The 26,174-nt window shown below is 56.5% G+C and carries 24 protein-coding genes and 2 pseudogenes; 10 read left to right on the top strand and 16 right to left on the bottom strand.

The genetic code is table 11. From position 1 onward, the window contains the following. Nucleotides 1-235: transposase (locus P775_RS30000; protein ID WP_180287535.1), on the bottom strand; the 235-nt coding region annotated here is incomplete at its 3' end. Nucleotides 236-287: 52 nt separating this feature from the next. Continuing rightward, a pseudogene (locus P775_RS29480) lies at nt 288-455 on the bottom strand (IS3 family transposase); the annotation flags it as partial. Here P775_RS29480 and P775_RS30005 point away from each other — a divergent pair. Beyond that, a pseudogene (locus P775_RS30005) lies at nt 433-545 on the top strand (IS481 family transposase); the annotation flags it as partial. The pseudogenes P775_RS29480 and P775_RS30005 overlap by 23 nt on opposite strands. A 50-nt stretch (nt 546-595) precedes the next feature. Here P775_RS30005 and P775_RS22160 read toward each other — a convergent pair. Next, nucleotides 596-3,322 carry an ATP-binding protein gene (locus tag P775_RS22160; protein WP_099913027.1) on the bottom strand — a complete coding sequence of 909 codons (2,727 nt, stop codon included), beginning with the start codon at nt 3,320-3,322 and terminating at the stop codon, nt 596-598. Between the two features lie 588 nt (nt 3,323-3,910). Between P775_RS22160 and dctP the strand changes: the two genes are divergently transcribed. From dctP to P775_RS22185, 5 genes are all read left to right on the top strand, one after another. Continuing rightward, nucleotides 3,911-4,927, top strand: coding sequence for a TRAP transporter substrate-binding protein DctP (gene dctP, locus P775_RS22165; protein WP_099913047.1), 1,017 nt, complete (start codon nt 3,911-3,913; stop codon nt 4,925-4,927). A 101-nt stretch (nt 4,928-5,028) separates the two neighbouring features. Next, entirely contained in the window at nt 5,029-5,679 is a 651-nt protein-coding gene (locus P775_RS22170) for a TRAP transporter small permease (RefSeq protein ID WP_099913028.1), read from the top strand. Between the two features lie 3 nt (nt 5,680-5,682). Then, on the top strand, nt 5,683-6,969 hold the full coding sequence (locus tag P775_RS22175) for a TRAP transporter large permease (RefSeq protein WP_099913029.1): 1,287 nt from the start codon (nt 5,683-5,685) through the stop codon (nt 6,967-6,969). A 12-nt stretch (nt 6,970-6,981) separates the two neighbouring features. Then, nucleotides 6,982-7,425, top strand: a complete 444-nt coding sequence (locus tag P775_RS22180; protein ID WP_099913030.1) for a universal stress protein — start codon at nt 6,982-6,984, stop codon at nt 7,423-7,425. A 175-nt stretch (nt 7,426-7,600) separates the two neighbouring features. Next, nucleotides 7,601-8,851: an Hsp70 family protein gene (locus P775_RS22185; protein ID WP_099913031.1), complete on the top strand. Its 1,251-nt coding sequence runs from the start codon at nt 7,601-7,603 to the stop codon at nt 8,849-8,851. A gap of 44 nt (nt 8,852-8,895) precedes the next feature. Here P775_RS22185 and P775_RS22190 read toward each other — a convergent pair whose 3' ends face one another. From P775_RS22190 to P775_RS22210, 5 genes are all read right to left on the bottom strand, one after another. Then, nucleotides 8,896-10,167 (bottom strand): TRAP transporter large permease, encoded by a 1,272-nt coding sequence (locus tag P775_RS22190; protein ID WP_099913032.1) that lies wholly within the window; start codon nt 10,165-10,167, stop codon nt 8,896-8,898. A gap of 10 nt (nt 10,168-10,177) precedes the next feature. Further along, nucleotides 10,178-10,648 (bottom strand): TRAP transporter small permease, encoded by a 471-nt coding sequence (locus P775_RS22195; protein WP_099913033.1) that lies wholly within the window; start codon nt 10,646-10,648, stop codon nt 10,178-10,180. 75 nt (nt 10,649-10,723) lie between these two features. After that, a complete protein-coding gene (locus tag P775_RS22200) occupies nt 10,724-11,701 on the bottom strand; it encodes a C4-dicarboxylate TRAP transporter substrate-binding protein (protein ID WP_099913034.1) in 978 nt (325 codons plus the stop codon). A 34-nt stretch (nt 11,702-11,735) separates the two neighbouring features. Further along, complete coding sequence (locus tag P775_RS22205) at nt 11,736-12,455, bottom strand: FadR/GntR family transcriptional regulator (RefSeq protein WP_099913035.1); 720 nt, start codon at nt 12,453-12,455, stop codon at nt 11,736-11,738. Between the two features lie 102 nt (nt 12,456-12,557). Next, nucleotides 12,558-13,448 carry a GntR family transcriptional regulator gene (locus P775_RS22210; protein WP_099913036.1) on the bottom strand — a complete coding sequence of 297 codons (891 nt, stop codon included), beginning with the start codon at nt 13,446-13,448 and terminating at the stop codon, nt 12,558-12,560. A gap of 153 nt (nt 13,449-13,601) precedes the next feature. Between P775_RS22210 and P775_RS22215 the strand changes: the two genes are divergently transcribed. Genes P775_RS22215 through P775_RS22230 form a run of 4 tightly spaced genes read left to right on the top strand, consistent with a single transcriptional unit; the run spans nt 13,602 to nt 18,124 of the window. Next, nucleotides 13,602-14,606 carry a zinc-binding alcohol dehydrogenase family protein gene (locus tag P775_RS22215; RefSeq protein ID WP_245875816.1) on the top strand — a complete coding sequence of 335 codons (1,005 nt, stop codon included), beginning with the start codon at nt 13,602-13,604 and terminating at the stop codon, nt 14,604-14,606. Next, entirely contained in the window at nt 14,603-15,721 is a 1,119-nt protein-coding gene (locus tag P775_RS22220) for a mannitol dehydrogenase family protein (protein WP_099913038.1), read from the top strand. The genes P775_RS22215 and P775_RS22220 overlap by 4 nt, the downstream gene beginning before the upstream one ends. Before the next feature lies 1 nt (nt 15,722). Continuing rightward, the gene (locus P775_RS22225) at nt 15,723-17,219 is read left to right on the top strand and encodes a UxaA family hydrolase (RefSeq protein WP_099913039.1); all 1,497 of its coding nucleotides are present in this window, start codon (nt 15,723-15,725) and stop codon (nt 17,217-17,219) included. Further along, nucleotides 17,216-18,124: a sugar kinase gene (locus P775_RS22230; RefSeq protein ID WP_099913040.1), complete on the top strand. Its 909-nt coding sequence runs from the start codon at nt 17,216-17,218 to the stop codon at nt 18,122-18,124. The genes P775_RS22225 and P775_RS22230 overlap by 4 nt, the downstream gene beginning before the upstream one ends. A gap of 256 nt (nt 18,125-18,380) precedes the next feature. Here the strand turns inward: P775_RS22230 and P775_RS22235 are convergent, their stop codons facing one another. The 8 genes from P775_RS22235 to P775_RS28250 form a co-directional block, all read right to left on the bottom strand. Further along, nucleotides 18,381-19,991 carry a methyl-accepting chemotaxis protein gene (locus tag P775_RS22235; RefSeq protein ID WP_180287536.1) on the bottom strand — a complete coding sequence of 537 codons (1,611 nt, stop codon included), beginning with the start codon at nt 19,989-19,991 and terminating at the stop codon, nt 18,381-18,383. A 1,052-nt stretch (nt 19,992-21,043) separates the two neighbouring features. Then, the gene (locus P775_RS27720; protein ID WP_180287537.1) at nt 21,044-21,547 is read right to left on the bottom strand and encodes a hypothetical protein; all 504 of its coding nucleotides are present in this window, start codon (nt 21,545-21,547) and stop codon (nt 21,044-21,046) included. A gap of 24 nt (nt 21,548-21,571) precedes the next feature. Further along, nucleotides 21,572-22,210: a hypothetical protein gene (locus P775_RS27725; RefSeq protein ID WP_143520969.1), complete on the bottom strand. Its 639-nt coding sequence runs from the start codon at nt 22,208-22,210 to the stop codon at nt 21,572-21,574. Beyond that, on the bottom strand, nt 22,210-23,004 hold the full coding sequence (locus P775_RS22245; protein ID WP_180287538.1) for a TIGR04255 family protein: 795 nt from the start codon (nt 23,002-23,004) through the stop codon (nt 22,210-22,212). Before P775_RS22245 ends, P775_RS27725 begins: the two co-directional genes overlap by 1 nt. A 917-nt stretch (nt 23,005-23,921) precedes the next feature. Beyond that, nucleotides 23,922-24,287, bottom strand: coding sequence for a VanZ family protein (locus P775_RS22250; protein ID WP_180287539.1), 366 nt, complete (start codon nt 24,285-24,287; stop codon nt 23,922-23,924). 209 nt (nt 24,288-24,496) lie between these two features. Beyond that, nucleotides 24,497-24,859 carry a hypothetical protein gene (locus P775_RS22255; RefSeq protein WP_099913045.1) on the bottom strand — a complete coding sequence of 121 codons (363 nt, stop codon included), beginning with the start codon at nt 24,857-24,859 and terminating at the stop codon, nt 24,497-24,499. A 101-nt stretch (nt 24,860-24,960) separates the two neighbouring features. After that, a complete protein-coding gene (locus tag P775_RS22260; RefSeq protein WP_099913046.1) occupies nt 24,961-25,761 on the bottom strand; it encodes a M15 family metallopeptidase in 801 nt (266 codons plus the stop codon). A gap of 147 nt (nt 25,762-25,908) precedes the next feature. Beyond that, nucleotides 25,909-26,174 (bottom strand): hypothetical protein (locus tag P775_RS28250; protein WP_180287540.1); only part of this gene is annotated, 266 nt, incomplete at its 5' end.

The following is a 26,174-nucleotide window of genomic DNA, read 5'->3' on the forward strand; positions in this document are numbered from 1 at the left end:
ATCGGCAAAACTCAAACCCGGAGTCTCGCTCACGCTGGATAAAAGTTGGGGGCAACGTCAACAGGAACCAGCATCGGGCTTCGCGCATGGCTTTGGCGGCAGCGGCATTCTTGTGTGTGGCGAGGTTATCCAAGATGACGACGGTGCCTGGCTCCAGTTCAGGAAGCAGGACTTGCGTGACGTAGGCTGCAAAGGCTTCGCCGTCTATTACCGGCAGGTGAATGCATGCATTCACCGAGAGGTATCGCCCCCTTGATGATCCACGGTGCGATCAAGGCATTGGCGCCGACTACCCCCCTGATACCCAAGCGGCGCATCAATCGGTCTACAGTGCATCGGGCCGCGTCTTCACCTTGGCGACGTAAGACGTGCCAGATCTTGCGCGCACCAGAGAGTTTGCGCCTGGTATCCCAGGCCGCGTCGAACTTGACGCTCAAGGCGCTGAACGGCCTCACGCCCCACGAATATATCTGCAAAATCTGGACATCAGAGCGGATCGATTCATCCTGAACCCGACCCACCATATGCCGGGACTGGAAACCTAGGCAAAAGTCCAAACAAGCCAACCCCGCTTTAATCAGAGCTTTTGCAACGCCTAACTTTGTTTGTGCCCGAGCTTGAGGCAGGTTTCCACCGCAAGCAGCAGGTCACTGCGCGAGACCGGCTTCATCAGCCGAACATCGTCAGGCGACAGACCATTTCCATGAACAGTCGACTCAGAGGCGTAGCCGGACAAGAAAATAAACGGTACCGTTGGTCGTAGCAGCCGGCATTCTTTTGCCAGATCGGGACCTTGCAGACGTCCCGGCATCACGATGTCAGTCAAGACCAGATTAAAGCCAGTGTCTTCCTCGAAAATGAGGTAGGCGATGTCACCGCTTTTCGCAGTTGTGACGTCATAACCGGCTGCAACCAACGTCTTCTCAAGCACAGCCATGACTTCCGGCTTGTCTTCTGCAAGCAGGATCCTCGGACGGACCTCTGTGAATTCTTGTGGCACCCCCGCCAGCGAGCTTTCTTCGTGAGTCTTCGCGCTGTCCTGAGTTACGGCGCGGAAATAAAGCTTGAAGCTCGTCCCTTTTCCCAACTCAGAATAGACTCGCACAGTGCCCCCCGACTGCCGGACAAAACCTTCGACCATCGATAAGCCCAAGCCCGTGCCTTTGCCTACGGATTTGGTCGTGAAGAAGGGATCGTAAATCTGATCGATCACATCGGGTGCAATGCCGCGTCCCACGTCGCTGACCGCAACCATAACGTATCGACCCGGAGTGATCGTTTCATCGCGGCTATCGAAATAGGTATCGTCGATGCGCAGGTTCGCAGTCTCAATCGTAAGCTTGCCCCCCCCTTCCATCGAGTCACGCGCATTGAGGATAAGGTTGACGAGCGCATTCTGAAGAGAGTTTCTGTCGACCCGGATCGACCAGATTCCTCCCTGAAGCACTGTTTCTATCTCAACATTCGACTGGATCGTGCGTCGCATCCAGCGTTCCGTTTCCTGCACTGCCTGGTTTGGATCCAGCACTGTTGGGTCAAGGCGTGCCTTGCGTGCATAGGCCAACATACTGCTGGTCAGATCGGCGCCATGCCTGACGGCGCCAATTGCGGCGTCGATCAGCGCCTCAGCCTCGGCTATGTCAAAGGTTTGCGCCTCGAACTCGGATTGAAGCAACTCAAGATTTCCCATGATGACCGCGAGCAGATTGTTGAAATCGTGTGCCACGCCACCGGTCAATTGCCCGATTGCCTCCATTTTCTGTGCTTGCTGTAATTGTTTTTGGCGGGCCCTTTCCTCGGTTATGTCCTCGATAATAGAAATTACGCCGTTACCAGTGGTCGGGATTTCCGTTCCGACCACCGTCCGGCCACTTGACTGTTCATGCACCCAGCGCTGCCGTTCCACCCGAGCGGCTCGGATACGCTCTTGAACATACTCTTCCGGATTGTCGTAACCGAATTGGCCCGCCATATAGGCTGCGGAATTGCGAAGGATATCTTCAAAGTGGACTCCCCGAACCACAAGGTGCGCGCTGACTGGTAGCATTGCCTTGTACAAAGTGTTGCACATCACCAGTTTGAAATCCTGATCGTAGTAAGCGACGCCAACAGGCAGTGCCTCGCTTCCTTCGATCAGGATGTCCCTAAGGCGTCGCAGCATACGTTCGCTGTGTTTACGTTCTGATATGTCTATATGGGTACCCACAATCCGCGCCACCCTGCCGTCCTTTATTGTCAGGAACGCCCGTGACAGAATATCAACCCAGTGGCCGTCCTTGTGCTGGATGCGGAATTCCACTTCGGCTGCTTTGGTTTCGTCGAGATTTTGCGGGCTCACAGCTGAGTGGAGAAGCTCGCGGTCGTCAGGATGAACAAGCAATAGGAAGGTGTCGAGATCTGGGGCCGGATCCTCTGAACCATAGCCAAGCATCTCAAGCCAGCGTGGAGAGAAGTAGACCTCTCCAGTCTCAAGATTATTGTCCCATAACCCGTCGTTCGCGCCGCGCATAGCGAGCGAGAACCTTTCTTCGCTTATTTGCAGGCTTGCACTGCGCTCTGCAACGCGCTCCTCCAGGTTTGAATTCAGCTCGGACAACTGGCGGCGAAGCAGAACCAGGTCCGAGATGTCATGTTCGCTGAGAACTGCGACAATATCGCCTGTTGCTGGGTCGCGACCCTTGTGTGCTATGAGGCGGTGCGTCTTGTTTGCGCTTTTGGTCCGGACCTCGATTTCAGCCTCGAATACATCAGATCGCCTGACTGCATCGAACAATGCCTGCGCCGTGCCTTTATCATCCAATCGGTGCACCAGATCACGACTGTCTTCTCGCGCAGATCCGTAGCAGTCGAAGGATGCAGCATTCTGTGCCAACAATGCGCCAGACAGAGAGAACATGCTCAGGATGATGCCAGAATAGCGAACGGCTTCTTCTATACGCGCCGAGTGAATATCAAGGCCGATGTCGCGCTGGCTGGTGATTTCGACAAGAAGGGCTGAGCGCCCCTTTTCGATCAAGACCGATCGAAACCTCACTGTTGCAGCGACCGGTTCCTCGGCAGGGTAAAGCGTCCATGTCTCGTCAAGGTGTTCACACGCATCCTGATCCACAACCAACTGACGCAACCGCTGACGCACTGTTGCGCTGTCGGAAGAAAAGTCCCGCTCCTTCAGCTCTTCAAGGCTGCGGGTCTTCCAAAATGTCTGCGCAGCCGCATTTCCCCACCATATCGCATGCGGGTCGACATCAAAAATCCAGATAGGCGCAGCCAGAGTCTCCAAAACGGCGATGTACGATGCATCAGGTATACTCAGTTTCGGCATTCAGGCCTTCGCATTCTCGTATGATTATTGCCGCTGGAGCGCTCAGACGCGCAAGGCATCTTTCCAAGCTGATCGTATTCAGGCTTTGCTAACTTAAGGTCAACTGCGATTAATTGATAATGACTAACCAGTTTTGAATGCAACGCAATTATCCGGCTCTCAGCCTGTCCGCGTGACGGCCGAACCTGTGGGCGGTAAACCAGCGCAGTTGTACTGCTCTCAACGAAACTACGCTTCCGAGTGCATTTAGAAATAAATACATCAAGAAACCGCGTCGGATTTCCCTCAGGATCGAACTCTTGGACAGGACTGTGCGCCAACATGCGCAACACGGCTCATTCTGCAGCCTTTCCAACAAGAGCACAGATTGCCGGATCCTATTCGAAAGAACGAAAAAATATCACAATTTGCATGCGAAAAACCCGAAAGGTCCAACATAAAGCGACTTTACGCAAAGTTAAACATTGACACCACCCCACGGGACCGCAGACCTTAGAACCATCCTCCGGCAGGACACTTTCCTGCCAAATGCAACGAGGCGCTCGCTGGAACTATTCGGCCTGGGTGCCCGAAGATGGGAGAAACTCCATGACCTACAACAAACTTCTCGCGGCAAGTGCGCTTGCTATTGTGGCAGGCACAAGTGCCGCCAGCGCCGATACTTGGCGCTATGCGTTTGAAGAGGCGATGGACGAAGTTCAGGGCAAATTCGCCCAGAAATTCAAGGAAGAGATCGAAGCAAACTCTGACCATCAGGTCCAGCTGTTCCCTTTCGGCACGCTGGGTGAATCCTCGGATATCATGGAACAGGCCCAGTCCGGGATCCTGCAGTTTGTCGACCAGTCACCCGGCTTTACGGGTGCGCTGATCCCCGAGGCGCAAGTCTTCTTCGTGCCTTACCTGCTGCCGCAGGACGAAGGGGAACTCGTGAGCTTTTTCAAAAACTCCAAAGCCATAAACGAGCTTTTCCCGCCGCTCTATGCCGAACAAGGGCTTGAGTTGCTGACCATGTTCCCTGAGGGCGAGGTCATGATGACCACGACCGGACCGGTCAAGGGACCCGAGGATCTGAACGAGGTGAAGTTCCGGGTGATGACGAACCCGCTGCTTGTGGAAAGCTACAAATCATTCGGTGCCACACCGACGCCACTGCCTTGGGGAGAAGTCTACGGCGCGCTGCAGACAGGCATCATTCAAGGGCAGGAAAACCCGGCCTTCTTCATTGAGTCTACGAAGATGTACGAGGTGACGGACCATATCACCCGTCTCGGCCACAACAACTTTACCACCGCGGTGATGGCCAACCTCGATTTCTACGATGGTCTAGAGGAAGATGATCAGAACCTGATCGACGACGCCATCGACGTCGCGTTTGACTACATCACCGCATATCAGGATGGCCTGACCGAAAAGTCATTGGAAAAGATCAAGGAAGCCAAGACTTCGATCACCATCACCACGTTGACCGAGGAAGAGCGCGCGCCCTTCATGGCGACAGCGCAAGATGTCGAGGCGGAGTTCCTAGATATCGGTGGCGATCAAGCTCAGGAAATTCTTGATCAGATGAAAGCGGACCTCAATGCCGCTGCTGGTGCCGAGGGCTGAACGCCCTTTCCAGCATATACAGGTCCCGGGACAGACTGCCTTTGGGTGGTCTGCCTCAGGGTGCTTGGACCCCTACAACATCCTAATCGAGGACCGCGCCCATGAAGGCAGACGGCGACACGCGCACATCGCGCGACCAGAGGATAGCTGCCGAGGCTGAGGTCTCGACCCCGCAAGATGATATCGACGATTCCCAGTATGTTTCCGGACTGCCGGGAATTCTGGGTGTCATTGATGTCGCCATTGCGCGGATCGAGGCGATCTTGCTGGCGACCGGTGTGCTGCTCATGGCGCTGAACACCATGTCAAATGTGGTCGGTCGCTATGTGTTCGGAGAAAGCCTCTTTTTCTCAGGAGAAGTGAATCAGGCACTGATTATCCTGATCACATTTGCAGGCATCTCTTATGCAGCGCGGCACGGGCGGCATATCCGGATGTCGGCAATCTTTGATGCGCTGTCGCCCCGCTATCGCAAACCGCTGATGGTGGTGATCTCTTTAGTGACAGCAGCGGCGATGTTCCTGCTGACATGGTATTCGGTCGAATATGTAAGCACGCAGGCATCGCGTGGGCGTCTTCTTCCCGCGCTTCAGATACCGGTGTGGTGGATCATAATCTGGGTTCCGCTGGGGTTCTTCCTGACCGGGCTGCAATACGCGCTGACAGCGATCAAGAACCTGATCGACAAGGACATATGGCTCTCCACCAGCACGCTGGAAGGCTATGACGACACGGACGAGGAGGAAGTCTGAGCCATGAGCTTTATGATTTTCGGCACAATGATCTTTCTGCTGCTGCTGGGTTTTCCGATGATGATCCCGTTGATCGCAGGGTCTCTGATTGGCTTCGTCGCATTGTTCGGCGGATTCGGACAGCTTGACACCATGGTGCAGCAGATTCTTGGCGGGATCCGGCCCGCCAGCCTGATCGCCGTTCCCATGTTCATCTTTGCTGCAGACATCATGACGCGCGGGCAGTCAGCCAACCGGCTGATCGATCTGGTGATGAGCTTTGTCGGCCACCTAAAGGGCGGTCTGGCGGTGTCCACGGCGGCGGCCTGCACCCTGTTCGGTGCGGTCTCCGGCTCGACCCAAGCGACGGTAGTTGCTGTCGGCGGGCCGCTGCGTCCCCGGATGCTCAAGGCCGGGTACAAGGACAGCTTTGTCTTGGCCTTGATCGTGAATGCGTCTGACATTGCGTTTCTGATCCCACCCTCGATCGGGATGATCATCTACGGAGTGGTGTCAGGCACCTCGATTTCAGAGCTGTTCATCGCGGGGATCGGGCCGGGTGTGCTGATTCTGTTCATGTTCTCGGTCTATTCCTATATCTACGCGATACGCCACAATGTCCCGACTGAACCGAAATCGACATGGGCCGAACGCGGCACTGCCGTGCGTCGCGCTCTCTGGCCATTGGGCTTTCCGGTCATCATCGTAGGCGGCATCTATGGCGGCGTCTTTTCTCCGACCGAAGCTGCGGCGGCCTGCGTGCTCTATGCTCTGATCCTCGAAATGGGGGTCTTTCGCGAGATGAGTGTGAAGCAGCTATACGCAACGGCGAAATCGACAGGTCTCATCACGGCGGTCGTCTTCATCCTCGTGGGCGCGGGGGCAGCGTTTTCCTATGTCATCAGCTTTGCACAGATCCCTCAGGAAGTGCTTGGTGCCATCGGAATCGACCAGATGGGACCGTATGGCATTCTTTTCACCATCTCGATCGCCTTCTTCGTGGGCTGCATGTTTGTGGACCCGATTGTCGTGATCCTGATCTTGGTGCCGATCTTCGCCCCCGTTGTGAATTCAGCAGGTCTCGATCCCGTTCTTGTGGGCACGATCATCACGCTGCAGGTCGCCATTGGCAGCGCAACGCCGCCCTTTGGCTGCGATATCTTTACCGCCATCGCGGTGTTCAAACGTCCCTATGCCGAGGTGATCAGAGGCACGCCACCGTTCATCGTCATGCTGCTGTCTGTCGCGGTCATGTTGATCTTTTTCCCGCAGATCGCGCTTTTCCTGCGCGACATCGCATTCGCAAAGTAAGCAGGTGACGCTATGTTCAACATCATTCTTGCAGCTTATGATGGCTCGAACGGAGCCTATGCTGCTATTGAAAAAGCGGCTGAGCTCGCCAACCTAACCGATGCCCGGCTCGTCGTTCTGACGGTTTTCCGGCATCACTCGATGCTGGAGGCATCTCTTTCCATGGTGCGCGGCTCGTCTGAGGCGGGCAAAAACATGGATGACGTGATGCGCGGGGTTGCCCGCGAAGCTGCAGAAGAGGCCAAGGCCCGCGCCAAGGAGTTGGGTGTCGAACGCGTCAGTGCCTTTATCAAGTCTGGACCCTCTGCCCGCACCATCGTGAATTTTGCGGCCGAAAAGGGCTGCGATTTGATCGTCATCGGCTCTCGGGGGCTGGGATCATCCGAAGGGTACATGCTGGGTTCGGTGAGCCACAAGGTGACCAGTCTGACGGATATCCCGGTTCTTGTGATCTGAACGCTCCATTGCGGCCTTTCTGATGGCACTTATCTGGTTGAGGTGCGCGGGAGGGGACTGCGGCATTTTTGTTCGGTCGCCCTCACCTGAAAGCACATAAGATAGTTGTACTTGACGCCCATATCCTGTCCCCATAGAGACGCGCGTTCCTTGAGCGTGTTGGAAGGGATCGACCATGACATCGCGGAACAATGTATTGGGTGTCGACTTCGGGACCTCGAATTCTGCCGCCGGTTATTTGCACAACGGCAAACCCCATCTGATCGAAATGACGCCGGGTCAGACGACACTCCCGACGACCTTCTTTTTCGATTTTGACACTCGCAAAACCCTGATTGGAGAACCTGCCAACAAGGCCCTGCTCGAAGGGGTCGACGGTCGCTTCATGCGTGCACTCAAGCGTGTTCTTGGAACGACTCTGATGCACGAAAAACGCCAGATCTTGAATGATCGTGTGACATTTGTCGACATCATTGCCCGTTTTCTACGCGAGATCAAACTTCGCGCTGAGGCTGAGAGTGGCATGACCTTTGACCATGTCTTGTCAGGACGCCCCGTGGTTTTCCACGCGAGAAACGACCCGCGCGAACAGCAGGCCGAAGAGGATCTGCGGGCCTGCTATCTGGCGGCAGGCTTCACCGATGTGGACTTTATGGCCGAACCCGAGGCAGCTGCCATCGCCAGCGGCGCGCTGGAACAGTCCGGGGAAACCGGATTGATTGTCGATATCGGTGGCGGGACCTCTGACTTTTCGCTGTTTCGGTCTGGCAATGACGGCGTTACGATCCTCGCCAATCACGGCGTACGCATCGGCGGGACAGATTTTGACCGCGCGATCAGCATCGATCGGGTGATGCCACTGCTGGGCAAGGGAACGGAATTGCGCAAGGTGATGGGCCCGGGCGGCACACCTGTCCCCATTGCCCTTTTCAACGATCTGGCGACCTGGGAAAAGATTCCCTTTGTCTACACGCCACAAAACCGCCGCCTAGCAGCAGAGATGGCGAGATTGGCTTACGAGCCAGAGAAACTGAACCGTATGTGCACCGTTCTAGAGGATGAACTTGGCCACGAGCTGGCCTTTGCAGTGGAACGTGGCAAGATCGCTGCGAATTCCAAGGAAGAACAGCCGCGCATCCTGCTGGACCTTATCGAAAAGGGCCTCACCTGCGCGCTGCCGGCCGAGGCCTTGACTGAAATTTTTGCACAACAGGCGAAAAAGTTGCGAGCCGGTGCACAGGAGACGCTTCAAATGGCAGGGATAACGCCCGCAAGCGTGCAGCGCGTGATCTATGTCGGGGGCTCCAGCCTGATGGCTATGGTCCCGGACGAGATGAAAGCGCAGTTTCCCGGCGCAAGACATTCGTTCAGCGAAGTGTTCACTGCCGTCACCGACGGGCTGGCCATCGCCTCAAGCCGCCTATAACAGGTTTGCACCGGTCCGTCAGAGCGACAGACCGGTGCGCAATATCAGACCAAGGCCAGTGACAGGAACGGAACAAAAGTAACGATCGCTAACGCCACGAACAGAGCAAGCATAAATGGCCAGCCTTCACGCAGGAATTCACCGAACGAGGTCTTTGTCAGGTTGCAGACCATCAGCATCACCGTTCCGACAGGCGGAGTGAGTGTCCCTATGGCAAGGTTGAGGATCATCACGATGCCGAAATGCACAGGGTCGATCCCAAGCTGCATCACGACAGGCTTCAGCAGCGGGACAAGGATGATCAGCAGAGCATTGCCTTCGATGAACATGCCCAAGATCAGCAGGACGACGTTGACGATGGCCAAAAATAGCCAGGGGTTGGAGGTCAGCGCCATGATCCACTCCGCCAACATCACCCCTGCCCGTTCCAGCGAAAAGATCCATGCCAGAGCAGACGACATCATGATAACTAGAAGCACCGCTGCCGTCTGACGTGCGGTCTGACTAAAGGCATCGGTCAGATCCCTCATCTTCATTTCGCGATAGACGAACAGGCCGATCAGAATGGTCACCACCGTGGCCACGGCCCCTGCCTCGGTCGGGGTGAAGACCCCAAAGCGGATCCCGCCGATGATCACAACAATCAAAAGCATTGCAGGCCAGGCGTGAGCAAGTGTCCTGCCGGTTTCCTTGGCCGTCGGACGTGTCGTGCGCGACGGTTTGTAGCCGTGGTGTTTCGCCACGAGATAAACCGCAATTATCAACAGTGCGGAACACAGCAGCCCCGGTAGGATACCGGCGACAAACATCGACCCGATAGAGACATCTGCAACCAGACCATAGATGATCAAAGCAATGCCCGGCGGCAAGATCGGCGTAATCAAGGACGAGGCTGCCGTGATCGCCGCAGCCGTACCGCGGGAATAGCCCTGCTTGATCATGTCAGGCACCAGCATCCGGCACATCATAGCCGCATCAGCAAGGTTAGACGCCGAAAGCCCGCCCATCAACGTCGAAAGCATCACGTTGGTATGTCCCAATCCGCCTGTCAGACGCCCGACAAGCAGATCTGCGACCTGCAGCAGCCGGGTCGCGATCCCGGTTGCGCCCAAGAGCGTGCCGAGTAGGATGAAGAATGGGATCGCCAACAAAGACGTGTTCTGTGTAGGGGCGATCAACCTCTGGACCGCAATCTGCAACGGGATCTGCGCGAAGAAAACAAAATAGCAAAGTACCGCGGCGAACATCGCCAGATAGATCCGCATGTTCAGTGCAAACAGCAAGAACATGATCGGAATAATAATGAACCATTCCATGAGAATATCCTTACTCGTGCAAATCTGTGGATGTGCCGCGCAACGCGCTGATCAGGCGGACCAGCAAGACACAGGCAATGCCCGCTGCCCCGACCGTGACGGCGATATCCAGCCAGAACCAGGACACCTTGAGGATCGGAGTCTTCTTCAGCGCCGCCTTGTCCGCCAGCTGATACCCCAGCCATGCCATCCAGCCCAAAAGCCAAACCGACCCCGCAGCCACAAGCACCGCAATGAAGCGTTGCGCGCGTTCGGACAGCAGGCTTGTTACCACATCTATATGAAGGTGACTTTTCTCGATCTCGCAGCCGATGGCCCCGATGAAAACGATCCAGAGCATCAGAATGCCGGACATTTCCTCGGTCCATTGCAGCGGGGCACCTAGCAGATAACGCGCCAGAACCGCGGCAAAGGTGATGATCACCAGTGTCAGCACCAGAAGACCACCCACAAGATTGAGAGATCGAAACAAGAACTTCATGACAGGCCTTTCACGGCTGGAATAACTGCACGGCTGGCAATGCCGCCGCGCAGAGTAACGTTTGGCGAAGGTGGCTTATTCCGCCAGTTGGGCCTGGATCTTTTCATAAAGGCCCTCGGACCATTCCGGGAACTCGCCATAAACCTTCATAGCCGCAGCTTTGAACGGTGCGGTATCCGGATAGGTGACCGTGACGCCCGCGGCTTTCATCTCTTCCAGGATCTTGGCATCCTGCTCGGCTGCAACCTCCTGGCTGTAAAGGCCGGCTTCACGACCGGTTTCATGCAGCATTTCGACAACTCTGGGATCAAGCGTGTCGAAATAGGCCTGTCCGCCCAGCCAGAGCGACGTGTTCTGCAGGTAGGAAATCATCGACAGCTCTTTGGCCTGCTCGTGCAGCTTTTGACCAAACAGCACCGGCAGCGGGTTTTCCACGCCATCGATCGTGCCCTGCGTAAGCGCAGGATAGACATCGCCCAACGGCATCGGGGTCGGCGTGCCGCCCATCGCCTCGATCGCACGGATCTGCATGATGTTGTTGGGCGTGCGAATCTTCATGCCCTTCAGATCTTCAGGGGTCTCGACTTTCTTGGTCGCCAGCAATTGGCGCGTGCCATAAAGGTAATTCGAAATAACGATGTGGATGCCCTGCTCTTGCAGCTTGGCTTCCTTTTCCTTGAACCAGTCGGATTCATAGATCTTGAACAGTTGATCGGCATCGTCGGTCAAATACGGCCCGAACAGGATACCCAGATCAGCATCGTAATCTGTCAGAAAGCCCACGTCCGCGATGGTGATCACGTTGACGCCCAACATCGCCTGTTCGATCACGTCCTTCTTCGCACCCAACTGCGACGACGGGTAGAGTTCAAGTTCGACGTCACCGTTCGAAGCATTGTCAACCAGTTCCGCCCAGCGGTGCATCACCAGATCGGCGGGTTCACCTGGATTGTTTTCATATGCGATACGGACGGTCGTGTCCGCCGCGAATGCCGGTACCGCCATCATCAGTGCAGTGGTCGCGCCAAGAAGCGCCTTTGTGATATTTTTCATGGATTTCTCCTCCTTGAGATATCGTTTGGAAACTTCAGCTCGGCCGGTGGACCGGCCAGAGCGACAGGGCGGCTTCGCCGCCTTCTCGGGCTGACAGCCAGTCGGCCAGAACGTCACCCGAATGTTGGAAATGACGATTCATCGCCGCGTTCAACGCGGATTCGTCGCGCAGCGCCAAGGCTGTGATGATCTCTGCATGTTGTTCACGCGCCGTATCGGTGTCCAGTTTCTGGGACTTTCCCACTTCGAGGTAGTAGCGCAGCGGCACAGAGAGCACGCGATAGAGATGTGTCAGGACATTGTTGCCAGCGGCTTCGACCAGCCCCAGATGAAACCGGTAGTCGGCCTCAGCGGCCTCTGCGGCTGTAAGCGCCTCAACCATCCCTCGATTGGCGGTGCGGATGCGGGTCAGGATATCATCAGTCACATGGCAAACCATCAGCGGCACAGCGCCGGTCTCACTTATCCGGCGAAAATTCAGAACATCGGTAAAGGTGCGGCCGGAAGTGTCCAGAAACTGCGTTACCTCACTGAACATCATGTCGAAATCCGCCGCCCGGACACGCGCGCCCCGCTTGGTTTTTTCGATCAGCGTCAGCGCTTCGAGGTGGATCATGGTTTCGCGGATGGTGTTGCGTGAAACGTCGAACCGTTCGGCCAGTTCGCGCTCGTTGGGCAGCAAATCGCCGGGACGATACTGATCGGCAATCTCACGACGCAAGATGTCACGAATTTCCTCAACGGCTGATTTCACGCACGGACCCTCCCCCAGCCAGTGTTTTGGTTGGACCAAAGGACCAAACTTTTCGACAGGCGTCAATCCCTCTTCTGCGCTAGACGTCAAGATAGCCTGGGGTCAGACACTTGCGATGGATGCCAGAAGAGTACGCCGCGCAGTCGCGAGATGTTCGTCAAAAGCCTGCCGCGCCAAAGCCTTATCCCCGACAAGATAGGCGCGGATGATCTTAAGATGCTCATGCAGCGCGACGCGGTTCCGCGCCTGCTCGTCGCGCTTGTTCCACTGATAATGGTAGTGAACAATCAAAGAAATGCGCCCCGCAAACACGTTGAAAAACCGATTCTTCCCAGCCGCAAAGATCAAACGATGAAAAGCCGCGTCCAGAGCGGGGAACTCGGACATCGCGGCATCATCGCGGGCAAGCAGCGCGATATGCAGCCGCTCCATCTCGGTCATGCGCCGTACCATTCCGCTGTCTCTCTCCGCCAAAAGGCGCGCAAACGCCTCGCCTTCGATTAGGGTGCGCATATCGGCAAGTTCGGTCGCAAAGGCGGATGTGAACCCGTTGAGAACCCAGTTTTTATTCGTATTTTTTCCTATTAGGCCGTTGGGTTCAAAGCGGATCAAAAGATCATGCACCTGCGGCACCGCCACTTCGATCTGGCGGGCGATCTCGGCTTCGCGCAGGACTGCTCCAGACGGCAGATCACTGCGCATGACCCATTCAAGAAACCGCTCCTCGGCCAGATCTGCTGGGGGCACGGCATCCGTTTCGGGGAAGTAGTCTTGGGGTTCTGGAAGGCGCAGCAGGAACTTGTCCCGCCCGTTCCAGTCGACCACGCCATTTTCAACCAGATGTTTCAACAGGTTTCGGACAGTGGTCCGGCTCGCCTGCAAAAGCAACGCCAGCCCAGCCTCGCTTCCCAGCCGGTCACCGGGCTGCAGCGTGCCCAGATGGGTCAGGGCGTTGTTGACTGCCAGTTTGAATTTCTGTTGTCCGCGCGACACGCCACCCCCTGCAGGCCGATTTTGACCCGGATCTAGTCATTCCATACGAAAGCCTTCAATCAGGACTTGGAATTCAGTCCAAAATGTTCTTTATCAATAAAGAACCGAAAGCGTCGAGTCTATGCCGATGCACGACCCCCCTGGGAGAACACGATGAAAACTGCCTCTATGAAAGCCCTGCTGTGCGATGAGCCGAACACCCTGACACTGATCGAGCGTGAGCGCCCGGCGGATGTTCCCGGCCAGCTTCGCATCCGCATCGCGGCGATCGGCATCTGCGGGACCGACTATCACATCTACGGCGGCAACCAGCCTTTTCTGAACTATCCCCGGGTGATGGGTCATGAACTATCGGGATATGCCATGGCGGACAGCGTCGATGGTCGGATTGCCAAGGGGGATCTGGTGGTGGTGAACCCCTATCTGACCTGCGGCACCTGCCACGCCTGCACCATTGGCAAACCCAACTGCTGCGAAAACATTGCTGTTCTGGGCGTTCACACCGATGGCGGCATGTGCGAAGAAATCACCGTGCCCGAGGCCAACCTTTACCCGGCCAAGGATCTGACCCCGCAAGCGGCCGCCATGGTCGAATTTCTGGCCATTGGCGCGCATGGCGTGCGGCGCTCGGCCCTGACCGAGGGGTCCTCGGCCCTGATCGTCGGCGCGGGTCCTATCGGCGTTGGCGCAGCGCTGTTTGCGCATATCGCGGGTGCGGCCGTGACCCTGCGCGACACGTCAAGTGATCGTCTGGCGCTGGCCAAAAAGATTGTGCCGGCGGCGACGGTCGAACTGGTTTCAGAAGCCGCCCCCGGCGTTTTCGACACGGTGTTTGACGCAACTGGCAATATCAACGCCATGAATGCGGGCCTGAACTTTCTTGCACACGGCGGATCCTATGTGCTGCTATCGGTGGTTAAGGGGGATCTGAACTTTGCCGATCCGGAATTCCACAAGCGTGAAACCACATTGATCGCCAGCCGCAACGCGCTGAAGGTTGATTTCGAACATGTGGTGGCGTGCATGGCCAAGGGCCTTGTTCCGGTTGATGATATCGGAACGCACCGCACAACCCTTGAGGGCGCCGTCAGCGATCTGCCCAAATGGGCACAAGATCGTGGCACTGTCGTCAAAGCCCTGATCGAGGTGGCAGCATGACAGTAACTCCCGTCGTTCAATTCGGCACCTCGCGATTTCTGCAGGCGCATGCCGACCTGTTCCTGGCCGAAGGCACCCCTACCCGCGCAATCACTGTCGTGCAGAGCACGGGCGCTGCGTCGCGGGCACAGCGTCTTGCGGCCTTTACCGCACCCGGCGGATATCCGGTGCGCATCCGGGGCCAGCAGGATGGCCAGGTCATTGACGAGGAACGCCGAGTCTCGGCCGTGACCCGGACCCTGTCGACCGCAAGTGACTGGGCGGAGCTGTCGCGCGTGGTGATCGAAGAGGCGCAGTTCATCCTGTCCAATACCAGCGACTCCGGTTTCGATCCGCAGCCCGACGACACCAAACCCGAGCCGATGCAAAGCCAGAGCTATCCGGCCAAGCTCTTTCACCTCCTCGCCGCACGTCATGCTGCCGGTGGCAAAACGCTGACGATTTTTCCGATGGAACTGATCCCCGACAACGGCGCCGTACTGAAGGCCCGTGTGCTTGAGATTGCCGCCGCTAACAGCGCGGCTGCGGATCTCACTGATTGGCTGCAAAGCTGCATCTGGGCCAACAGCCTGGTGGACAGGATCGTGTCCGAGCCGATAGAACCCGTCGGCGCGGTTGCAGAGCCCTATGCCCTTTGGGCGATCGAGGCGCAGCCGGGTCTGCTGGCGCCAACAGAGCACCCTGCCATTCAGATTGTGGACAAGCTGGAAACCATCGAACGGCTGAAGCTGCATATCCTCAATCTGGGCCATACCGCGATGGTGGCTTTCTGGATGGAGAACAACGGCCCCGATGAAGCGCCAGATGCCATCGTGCGCGATCTGCTGAGCGGCCCAGTCGGCGAGCGTCTGACGCAGGTGATGGAGGCCGAAGTTATCCCCGGTTTTGCCGCGCATGGAATGGAAGCCGAAGCCCGCACCTATCTCGCGACAACACTGGACCGGTTTGCAAATCCGTTCCTGGACCACCGGATCGCCGATATCGCCCAGAACCACAGCCAGAAGCTCGACCGTCGTATCGGGGCCTTTCTGACCTGGGTCCGCGACATCGCCCCCGACCATAAAGCGCCCGTTCTGGATGGCCTGATGGCCCCGGAACCAGCCAAGGGAGAGTAAGATGAACGCGCCCAAACTGATCATACTGGATGCGCAGGATACGGTCGCCGTGGTCCTGTCTGACATGGCCAGCGGCGAGATCCGCGACGGGCTGACCGCGCAAGAGGATATCCCGCGCGGACACAAGATTGCCCGCGTTGCCATGGCCGCCGGTGAGGCGGTCGTGAAATATGGTCAGGTCATGGGCGTCGCATCGCATGACATCGCGGCGGGCAGTCATGTGCACGTGCACAACTGCGCCCTGCCGCAAAGCCATTCCGATCACTCCAGCATCAAGGGTTCAGCCCTGCCCGCACCGGCGCGGCAGACCTTCATGGGTTACGCCCGCCCGGACGGGCGGGTCGGCACACGCAATTTCATCGGCATCATGGCCTCGGTCAACTGCTCCAGCACCGTCTGCGATGCGATCGCGGCCGAGGCCAATCGCACCCTTCTGCCGAAATACCCCAATATCGACGGCTTTGCCCCCATCGTGCACGATCAGGGCTGCGGCATGACCAATCAGGGCGAAGGCTTTGATGCGCTGGTGCGCACGCTGAAGGGCTACCGAGATCACCCGAATTTCGGCGGCGTGCTGATTGTCGGTCTGGGCTGCGAAGTCAACCAGCTGACCCTCTACAAACCCACCGACTGGACCAAGGAACGCTTCAAGACCTTCAATATCCAGGAGGTCGGCGGCTCTCGCTCGGCGGTGCGCCGGGCGCTGGAACTGCTGGAACCGATTGCAGCCGAGGCCAACACCGACCAGCGCAGCGAACAGCCGGTGTCGAAACTGGTTCTGGGGATGCAATGCGGCGGCTCTGACGGGTTTTCCGGCATCACGGCCAACCCCGCCCTTGGCGTCGCCTCGGACCTGCTGGTTGCTGCGGGCGGCACCTCGATCCTGTCGGAAACGCCCGAGATTTTCGGCGCCGAGCATCTGCTGATCGCCCGCGCCTCGTCGGAAACGGGTGACAAGATCCGTGCGATGATCGACTGGTGGCGCGATTACGTCGGCAAGAACGGCGCCTCGCTGGACAACAACCCAAGCCCCGGCAACAAGAAGGGCGGCCTGACCACCATTCTGGAGAAATCTCTGGGGGCGGTTGCCAAGGGCGGCCTGTCGCCCCTGTCCGGCGCCTATGCCTATGCCCAGCGGATCGATCAGCCCGGCTTTGTCTATATGGACAGCCCCGGCTATGACCCGGTTGCGGCCACCGGTCAGGTGGCCTCCGGTGCCAATCTGATCGCCTTTACCACGGGGCGCGGCTCCTGCTTCGGGGCCAAGCCCACGCCGTCGATCAAGCTGGCCTCCAACAGCGATCTCGCCCGCAGCATGCCCGAGGATATCGATATCGATTGTGGCGGCATCGTCGAACGCGGCACACCACTGGCGCAGATGGGGCAGGAAATCTACGAGCTTCTCCTGGATGTCGCATCCGGTCAGAAAACCAAATCAGAAGAGTTCGGGTATGGTGACAATGAATTCGTGCCTTGGAAAATCGGAGCGGTTCTATGACCAGCCGCTTTGGCCTGCTGTCCATCGGTGAATGTATGGTCGAACTGTCGGGCGGCGAAAATGCGCTGTACCGTCAAGGTTTTGCAGGCGATACGCTGAACACCGCATGGCACGCACGCGCCGCGTTGCCGCCCGAGATTCCCGTGGGGTACTTCACCGCCGTGGGCATGGATTCGATGTCCGACCGCATGTTGGCATTTCTGCAGCAGGCCGGGATCACACATGACAGCATTCTGCGAATTCCCGGTCGGCGTCCCGGTCTTTACATGATCGACCAACGTGACGGGGACCGCCATTTCACGTATTGGCGCGAAACATCCGCCGCGAGGCTTATGGCCGAAGATATCGATGTGCTGCACGCCGCCTTTGCGGGGGCTGCCTATCTTTATCTGTCCGGCATCACTCTGGCGATCCTGTCGCCCGAAGCCCGCGCCCAACTTTTCTATGCGGCGCGGGTCGCGCAGGAGGATGGGGCCAAGCTGGTGTTCGATCCCAATATCCGCCCTGCGCTTTGGACTGATGCCGCAGAAATGCGTGCGGTGATAGAGGATGCGGCGTCGTGCTGTGACATCATCCTGCCGAGCTTTGACGACGAGGCGACGCACTTCGGGGATCAATCACCAAAGGACATTTGCCTGCGTTATCAGCGGCTGACACAGGGTCGCGCCGAGATCGTTGTCAGGGATGGAGGCCGCCCGGTGCATCTGCTCTGCGCCTTTAAGGATATAGAGGTGATCCCGGTCCCAACCGTTGCCAGGGTTGTAGACGCCACCGGCGCCGGAGATTCCTTCAGCGGCGGCTACCTTGCTGCGCGCATGATTGGACACACGCCACTGGAAGCTGTTGCTGCAGGGATCACGACCGCAGCACAGGTCATCGGCCATCACGGGGCAATCCCGCTTTAGGCGCAAGCAACCTTCTGATGCGTCTTCGCGTCCCGCCGCTCTTTTTCTGGACGAAGGACGAGATTGGACGGCATGTTTGACATTAAAATTTCTTATATTTTTCAAAAAATTAGTTTGATTTTCAACAAACACCGCTGACGCAAATCCGTATATTATTGAGCCCCAAAGCATACAATTCCAAACGGGAATAGTCGCGCGTGTCCTATGATGGCAGGCGAAGTTGCCGACCTATGCTTTGAACCTCAGCCATCGGCGTTCACGCGGCACGGCCGAAACTGCGCTGTTCGGCAGTCTGTTGGCCGACTTCCTGGTCGGCGGAGGTTGTGAATTTTGCCACCAATTCGAACAATGTGTCGACGTTTTCCTGCAACTTCCCGGTGGCGGAAAGAGAGTCGTTGACCATGGCGGCGTTCTGCTGGGTCACGGTGTCGAGTTCACCGACGCCCAAATTGATCTCTCCCAGGCCGACAGACTGTTCGCTTGCGCCGCTGGCAATGCTGGTCACAAGGGTTGAGATGTTGTTCACGCTCTCGACGATCTTCTCTATGCTCTTCCCCGTAAGGCCCACTTCGGCAACACCACGTGTGACAAGGGCGGCGCTTTTGCCGATCAGCGATTTGATGTTACTTGATGCTTCGAATGTCCGCTGCGCCAGCGTGCGCACCTCGGAGGCAACAATCGCAAAGCCGCGCCCGGCCTCGCCGGCCCGGGCGGCCTCGACTCCGGCATTTAGCGCCAGAAGGTTCGTCTGAAAAGCGATGTCTTCGATCAGCCCGATGATCGTCGAAATCTCTTCCGAGGACTGTTTGATGCCGTTGATCGCTTCAACCGCATTTCGCACGATCTCACCGCTTTTGGCGGCGTCGAGACGAGTTTCATTGACGATCCCCTCAACCTCGCGGGCGCCACGCGCAGCAGAGGCGACATTCGCGGTCAACTCTTCGAGAGCAGCCGCCGTTTCTTCGAGGGTCGCCGCCTGATTTTCAGTGCGCTGGGACAGATTGGCGCTCGCGCTGCGGATCTCGCCAGTCTCTTTGCGGATGGTGCGGGAGGCATCGACGATTCTCGCGATAGTGTCGCGCAGCGTCTCGACGGCGCGGTTGTAGTCATCGCGCAGCCCAGCGTATTCCTGCGGAAAATCGTTCGGGATCGTTCGGGTCAGATCACCGTCGGCGAGATTTCTCAGCCCCACGCCGAGCGCACTGACCACCCGCTGTTGCGTCCCCTCAAGCCGTTCGCGTTCGGCTTCCCGCGCTTCGACAAGCTTTTCGCGCAACAGGCTGACAGCCTTGGCGATGCTGCCAACCTCATCGTTGCGGTCGATGTCCTGTGCCGGTTGGTCAAGATCGCCGCGTGACACTGCTTCTATGTCCAAGGTCACCACCGCAAGGGGGCGCGAAATCGAGTTGGACAAGATGTGGTTTGAGACGAATGTCCCGCCCGCCACCAAGATGGACATCACCGCCATGATTTGCAGCCAGACCCAGTTCTGAGCCTGTGCCTGGATACCGGCGGAGTTGCCGAAATCCTCAATTCTTTCGCCCAAGACCTCCATCGCGCCTTCCAGATCGGTGAAGGCCGCGTTGAAATTCGGCATCAGCGCGCGCCCCGCGGCCGTATCGGCAAGGGCGGCCCCTGACGCCTCTTCAGCCTTGCTGATGTAGGCGGCGAGCAGTGGAACGACGGCGTCTACATTGGTGCGGATCTCTGGATCTAGCGGCAATTTCTGCAAAGCAGCAATTGAGGATTCGAAGTCGGCGACATGGCGCGCAAGCTCTGCCTGGGCCGCTTCGCGATCCTCAGCCGCCCCTTCAGGCCCAGTCAGGATGGCAAAAAGCACGTCTGCACGCAAACTATCGTGCATCATATCGGCCTGCTTTTGATTCAGGACTGCACTGGTAGCGGTCGTCGAGACGGAGAGCCCATGGTCACTGCCCAGCATCCCAATGAAACCGATCGCAGCGATGGCAAGCGTGCCTGCTGTAGACGCAAAAGCCATGACGAGCAGACGAAAGCGGACTGGGAAGTTTTTCACTGACAAGCTGCCTTTGCGCGCAATTTCAGCCAGTCTGGCACCTCGGGGTTGAAGAATGGTAAAATAGCTCCTGTACGGACGCGAGGGTCTAAGCGTGCCCGGACAGAGGACACCGCGGCCTTGCTTACGGGCGAGCCGCAGTTGGAAGCGGCGCTTCTTGATTTGGGGGACTTTCCAGGGCTGGATTGGAAATCAGATCTAACACAACTCTAATGTGTAATTGAATTTATGGTGGGTGATGAGGGACTCGAACCCCCGACATCTTCGGTGTAAAGAAACCGACCATTGCCCAAGGTACTGATAAGTTGCCAACAGCACGCTTTGTAAAAGGCGCATGTTCTCTGTTTGGCCAAGGTTTTCTGGCTTACTCAGGTTCACTGAACCAATGCACGCTTCGCAAAATTCTTTGATCCAGAACGACACATACTTCCGAGGCGCAGGTTGTGGGTCTTTCACACGCCGTGATTTCGTCCTCTGTCATGTTGAGGGTTTTCATCCGCCCGTCTTAGGCTTACACTAACATCGGCAAAGCGCAGTTAGCAGCATTTGCAAAGTCGGCAGTTCGACGGGATCAGGCGAAATTGCATGCGGCGATGCCAGGTGCTGAAGCTGACGTTCGCAGCAGTCGCATCATCCAGGCACGGCCAACGGACAACAATACGTACTAAGCGGACCTTGACTCTTGAGCGAGAAAACACCCAATCAAGCAGACTTAAAGCTGCCGATGCCCGAAGCAGTAGGCGCTGTAGCCGAAGAGTAAAATCACTCGTATAGCACTTGGAACTTGTTCAGATCAACCGAACCATCTCCTTCATAGGTCATAACAAACGAGTCACTTAGCGACAGTTACAACACAAGAGCTATCAATAACTGAAAATCGATAATCAGGTTTCGCGATCTTCTCTAAAAAGTTGATCATAAGAGAAAATTTTTGAGTAGGCTTGGATCAGCTTTGTTCTCATGGTCGAAACGTAGGGACTTCTTTCCTTCTCATCGACATTAGACCGGTCAGCACCCCTAATTCCCCAATGGGCAGGATTCGCTGGTGCTCCTGGACCGTCTTCACCTGCAACGGTAGGTTCAGGAGTCAAATAGAACATTGGATCGTTGTTGGACCAACGCAAGCTGTTTAGGGCAGATGATTCAAACTCGACAAATTTTGCAACTTCTCGACCCTCTGCGACATCTCTACCATCCCTTTGTTGCCAAGAGATCCGCCAATCCACTGACAACTTTACGATAGCTGCCATATCATCAACACTAGCGTATTTTTCTTTCATTGTTGACTTGTCAATGGCACCCTTCATTTCGTCACGAGAAAAAGCAGACGATTGAAGTTTTCCATCTTTAAAATGCGTTGGCTGCCAAACAAGGCGCAGCACGGACATGTCACTCGGGCATTCTGACAATGATTAAGCCGTCAATATTTCAATAAACCCATCGATAAACAAGTCATCAACGTCAACTGAACCAACACCCAAACTTCCGTGACGTCCTTCAATGTAAAACTCGTAGGTCCCATCATCGAAAATCGACAAGCTACCAACGACGTGAGCGTCGTCCCAAGTTAAAACTACGTAACCGTCTTCGTCCAAACCAATCATTGGCGCTGGACCATCTGGCAGTTCGACCTCTAAATGCCCTAAGAACAGCTCAGCATCACTTAAGGTGCTGTCTCGGGCAGGTTTGTGGCCTGATCCACCCCAATTATCTTTAAGCTCGGCTAGACGATTAAGTTGGTCATAAGCAGCCCTCCAGATGGGCAGACTAATCGTTTCAGGAACCACGTATTCGTATGTATGGACGATAGCATCATGAATCACGCTAGTTTCCACTTCGGTCGTAGGATCGACCTTAGAATGGATGGATTGTGTCAACGGCGTTTTAACAGGTAGCGCGCTGCTTGCCCAAGTCGCATTTTTGGGCTGCACATACTCTAGGTCTTTAGCATAGCCGCTCGAACCACCAAGGCCAGCAACAGCTATGAGACTAGGCAAAATTATTTTTGAGCGTCCCTTCAGAGGAATAAATGATGAATGCGAATGATACATTAGATAGCCTCCCGTTTCTCGATTCCAACCATTGATCGCCCGTAATCCGACAAACAGTCCGCAAACACGTTGTGACATTCATCATGTAAGGTTTTCAGAACATCTTCAAGTGTACTTACTTCAAAACTGCCATCTGGCCGCAGCTCAGCTTTGGACAGGATTTGAACGGACCTCACAGGTGCACCCGCGGGGGATTTCGCATCCTGAACATCTATATTTTGGTTAATCAAGTATTCCTTGCCGTACAACGTTTTAAACCACCCCCTGTGAAGGTGCCACAGCTTAGCACCTCTAGCAGCATCAACTGCAAGAAGCTTTAAGACGTCAGCAGAAAGTATGAGACTAGGATCGGCGTTCCCGATGTCACCCTCAAAAATAAATCTATCCGTATAATTCAAATCAACTGCTTGTACATCCACAACATCGGATAAATGCTGAACAGTGCCGCCGATAACATTTTGAAGCCGCTTAACAGCTGTAGTCCAACCTCGGTAGTCTGAACTTTCATAAGTAACAGACCGATTATCGACGCTAATTGCCTCGGCAGTCAGCCCAGGACGCTTGTCTCGCTGGCTGCTCCATCCGATCGATTGCTGAATGGTAGGACTATTGCCACCGATCATAAGCTCTTGGATTTTGTTTTCTTGTCTTGGTCCAAACCGAAGCTCGGTTGCGCGATTTTCAAATGAACGCCAAGCGGCTTCAACAGTTTTTTTCGGTAGAGCTTCTTTAAAAGATACCGAAAAACCTATGCGTTCGATCGCGTGCGCAGAATTAACTGTTGCCCAAGTCAAAATCGAGTCTCCTTGCTCTTGTCATGGTCCTTCGCATGACCGCGGACGCGTGTCCACATCTTAGACTCACACAGAATTATGAACACTTCGAGCCGGCACCCTCAAGAAAAACGGAACAAAAATTAATCGACGAATCAAACGAAGCGTCAACTACCACTGCCAAGATCGACCATTTCTCGAAATTCGTAAGCACTTCCCGGCAAAGCGCGTAAACTATAAATAAAATTTAAATATCAATCGGTTACCGTCGTGCAGGACGTCGCGCACAATGCAAGTAAAATGGCCAATGGTCAGTCTGCTTGCAACGAAAATGCCAGCGGTTCGACTCACTTTTAGCCTATCATAAAATCAATAACTCAGGATAGCTTCTATCCGCTATTCCCCAAGCGGCGGTGCCACCTCGCGGTGTGCCAGGATTGCCGCCATCACTATGCTCGACATGTCGGCCGTCAGCAGCCGGTCCCGCTTTTTGGTGAACACCGTCATGGCCGGGGCTCCGACCGTTCAGGCTGCACTTTCAACCAACCAAAATGACGTCCGCCAAAGTTTAAAGAGGAAGGGTCGGCGGTAAACATTTGAAATCATTGCTTCCCGTCAGGCGCCGCTTGCGGCTGACGACAAACTTGCGCAGCTTAGGACTAGTGCCTTCTTTAGCCACATTGAGTGCAGCAACGGTACTCCGACTAAATGCTTTATATGAAGCGGTGACGAATTTGTGCAGCTGCAGCATACTGGGCGCTGCACTAGGCACGAATATCGAAAAAGGGCTGGCTGCCGCCTCTTGCGGTAACCCTCGGGACAGTTTGTGGGACTGTGGAACAAGACCAAAGCAATGCCCTCGCCCTAAGATTTACGTATGCGCCGTTCTGCAGGACCCGGACGAGACGAAACACACAACCGCGCTAAGGATCCACAAATCAACGCACAAAGTCTGGCAGCAAGAACCTTCGGAAAAGCAGCCCTGAGATAACCCCAGTCGCGGCCCCAGCAGCATCGGCCAAAAGGTCGGCAAAATCAGCTGTGCGCCCGAAGATCGGCTGAATGACCTCAATGAGGCCGCCGTAACCAACTACACACAGGATTACCGGCAAGGCCATACTAGGACGAATGATCGGCAGGGGGAATGCTAAGGCCGCAAATGCTATGCCATGGTGAAGTTTGTCAGAGCCGGGTACTGCTGAGCTTGAGACCGGGCTAAGTGTCAGGATCGCGATGACTACTGCTATGAAAAGGGTTAGGTAGACAGCAATTGATTTCAGTTTGGTTTCGTTTGTAAATAGCAAAATTCCTTCCTTTTCAACATACTCGACGAAGCTCAGCTAGATAGCAAGCAGCAGAGCGGTTGCTTCGTGTGGCACTCTCGCCGGCATCGAGCAATATTTACAAGCGATCCAGACAGTGAGTTGGCGGAATCACGCAGGACCTGCCGACAGTTTCGGCGGATTTGAGTATCTTGAATGCGCGGGTGCCCCCTTATCAATCGCCGCCTATATCACTTCGGCTCGCCATACATCACGATCGACTGGCGCGCGTAGCGATAGATCAGGTTGTCCAGAACATCCGGCAGTGGGGACATTTTTGCGAAGGCCTCAGGGGAGCTTTCCAACATGTGGGCCTTCACATGCGCCTTGAAGGTCGCCGTCCCTGCCTCCAGCCCATGGGCCAGACCACTTTCAACACCTGAGATGATCGAAGAGTGAAACGTCGCGACAGCGCGCTCGCTGAGTTTGACGCCTGTTGACGCCTGCAGCGCCCCGGCAATCCGATTCAGCACGAACATCAGCAGCGGGCCGAGGATCGCAAGGATCGTCGTTTGCATCGCGTCACTGGTAAGAACGTTTACGATAAATTCCATGGTAGTTTCCTTTCAGCGCCCGGGGCGCGTGGAGGCGGCCTCAGCCGCAAAGAGGGCCAGCGCAAGGTGCCAGTCTGTTATGGGGCACAGTGGGAAGCGGATCACATCCGGGCCCGTTGAAAATGCATAGCGTCAGAGCCCCAAAGGCGGATCGCCGGCAGCCACTCATTCGCCTGCATAATATCGAGCAGCGGCTTGTAGTCCGGGCCACAGAACAGCGCCTGAGGGCAGCGCAGGCGCAGGGCGTTCGGCGCGGCAAAGAGATCGATCGCGCAACCATAGCTGTGCATCGACCAGCTGGTGCCACCGCGCATCCGGCGCTCCACATAGGATCCGGCAAAGCGGTCGATCCCGAGATCCCGCATGCCGTCACTGCCATAGTGATCGAAGACAGCCAGCAGGGCCCGCTCCAGGGAGTCTGCGGCCTTTGTGTGCACGCGGATCCGTCTGGTGGTCTGATCGAGCGCCCAGTCGATGCGCAGATCGAAAGGCAGCGTGACATAGACCAGCTGTTTTCCGATCGCATCGGTGCCCGGCTGGCCGTAGTAGGTCGAACACTCGGCTTGTGTCGGGATACTGGCTGCCTCTGGCGGATGTGCCAATGCGACCCGCTCCACCGCGGCCGAGGCCCCTGCCCGCGCGCTGCGCCAGGCGGTCAGCGCCTCGGTCGTGTTGTGTCCGGCGTAGCCATCCACATGGCCCGCCTCGAAGCCCTGCGCATTCAGGATTCGCTGACCGGCCGCGACCAGACGGCGGGACTTTGACCAGGATGCCGATACGGCGTTCGCGTTGCGTTCGGTGATCGCCACCGCCGCCATGGTTTTCGGGCCCGGATCGCCATCGATCGCGCAGGTGTAATAGCTCGCAGATGCCAGCAGCATCTGCACATCAGTCGGGGTCATGGTCATCTCCAATGAAAAAGCCCCGCGCAATGGCGGGGCCGGATGGGTGGTTCGTGATTGTGGTTCAGCTCTTTGGGGGAACTTGGGCTCGCCCCCTCACCTTTCGGGCAAGTGCCAGTCTCCGGACGCGCCAGGCGCGCCGCCCGATCAGGCGCGCCGGTCTTTGAGGATGGCGAGATCGCGCTCGATCCGCTCGAGGCGTTCCGTCACTTCGCGCAGCTCGCGCCGGTCAGCATCTGCCCACATGCATGAGATCGGCGTCACCGCCTCGGCGAATGCATCCTCGGCCGTCGCGCCGCGAATGCGCCCCTTGATCACCGCCCAGACCACCAGCCCGACGAAGGTGATCAGAATGAAATTCGACAGGCCAAGCCGTAGGAACGCGTCGGTCACGGCCTCGATTGTCTCAGCGA

Source organism: Puniceibacterium antarcticum (genome assembly GCF_002760615.1).
Taxonomy (GTDB): Bacteria; Pseudomonadota; Alphaproteobacteria; order Rhodobacterales; family Rhodobacteraceae; genus Puniceibacterium; species Puniceibacterium antarcticum.

Bases quoted from the DNA above. Each gene is read 5' to 3' on its own strand.
- P775_RS22160 (WP_099913027.1), bottom strand. From the start codon at position 3,322: ATGCCGAAACTGAGTATACCTGATGCATCGTACATCGCCGTTTTGGAG.
- dctP (WP_099913047.1), top strand. From the start codon at position 3,911: ATGACCTACAACAAACTTCTCGCGGCAAGTGCGCTTGCTATTGTGGCA.
- P775_RS22170 (WP_099913028.1), top strand. From the start codon at position 5,029: ATGAAGGCAGACGGCGACACGCGCACATCGCGCGACCAGAGGATAGCT.
- P775_RS22175 (WP_099913029.1), top strand. From the start codon at position 5,683: ATGAGCTTTATGATTTTCGGCACAATGATCTTTCTGCTGCTGCTGGGT.
- P775_RS22180 (WP_099913030.1), top strand. From the start codon at position 6,982: ATGTTCAACATCATTCTTGCAGCTTATGATGGCTCGAACGGAGCCTAT.
- P775_RS22185 (WP_099913031.1), top strand. From the start codon at position 7,601: ATGACATCGCGGAACAATGTATTGGGTGTCGACTTCGGGACCTCGAAT.
- P775_RS22190 (WP_099913032.1), bottom strand. From the start codon at position 10,167: ATGGAATGGTTCATTATTATTCCGATCATGTTCTTGCTGTTTGCACTG.
- P775_RS22195 (WP_099913033.1), bottom strand. From the start codon at position 10,648: ATGAAGTTCTTGTTTCGATCTCTCAATCTTGTGGGTGGTCTTCTGGTG.
- P775_RS22200 (WP_099913034.1), bottom strand. From the start codon at position 11,701: ATGAAAAATATCACAAAGGCGCTTCTTGGCGCGACCACTGCACTGATG.
- P775_RS22215 (WP_245875816.1), top strand. From the start codon at position 13,602: ATGAAAACTGCCTCTATGAAAGCCCTGCTGTGCGATGAGCCGAACACC.
- P775_RS22220 (WP_099913038.1), top strand. From the start codon at position 14,603: ATGACAGTAACTCCCGTCGTTCAATTCGGCACCTCGCGATTTCTGCAG.
- P775_RS22225 (WP_099913039.1), top strand. From the start codon at position 15,723: ATGAACGCGCCCAAACTGATCATACTGGATGCGCAGGATACGGTCGCC.
- P775_RS22230 (WP_099913040.1), top strand. From the start codon at position 17,216: ATGACCAGCCGCTTTGGCCTGCTGTCCATCGGTGAATGTATGGTCGAA.
- P775_RS22235 (WP_180287536.1), bottom strand. From the start codon at position 19,991: ATGATGCACGATAGTTTGCGTGCAGACGTGCTTTTTGCCATCCTGACT.
- P775_RS27720 (WP_180287537.1), bottom strand. From the start codon at position 21,547: ATGTCCGTGCTGCGCCTTGTTTGGCAGCCAACGCATTTTAAAGATGGA.
- P775_RS27725 (WP_143520969.1), bottom strand. From the start codon at position 22,210: ATGTATCATTCGCATTCATCATTTATTCCTCTGAAGGGACGCTCAAAA.
- P775_RS22255 (WP_099913045.1), bottom strand. From the start codon at position 24,859: ATGGAATTTATCGTAAACGTTCTTACCAGTGACGCGATGCAAACGACG.
- P775_RS22260 (WP_099913046.1), bottom strand. From the start codon at position 25,761: ATGACCCCGACTGATGTGCAGATGCTGCTGGCATCTGCGAGCTATTAC.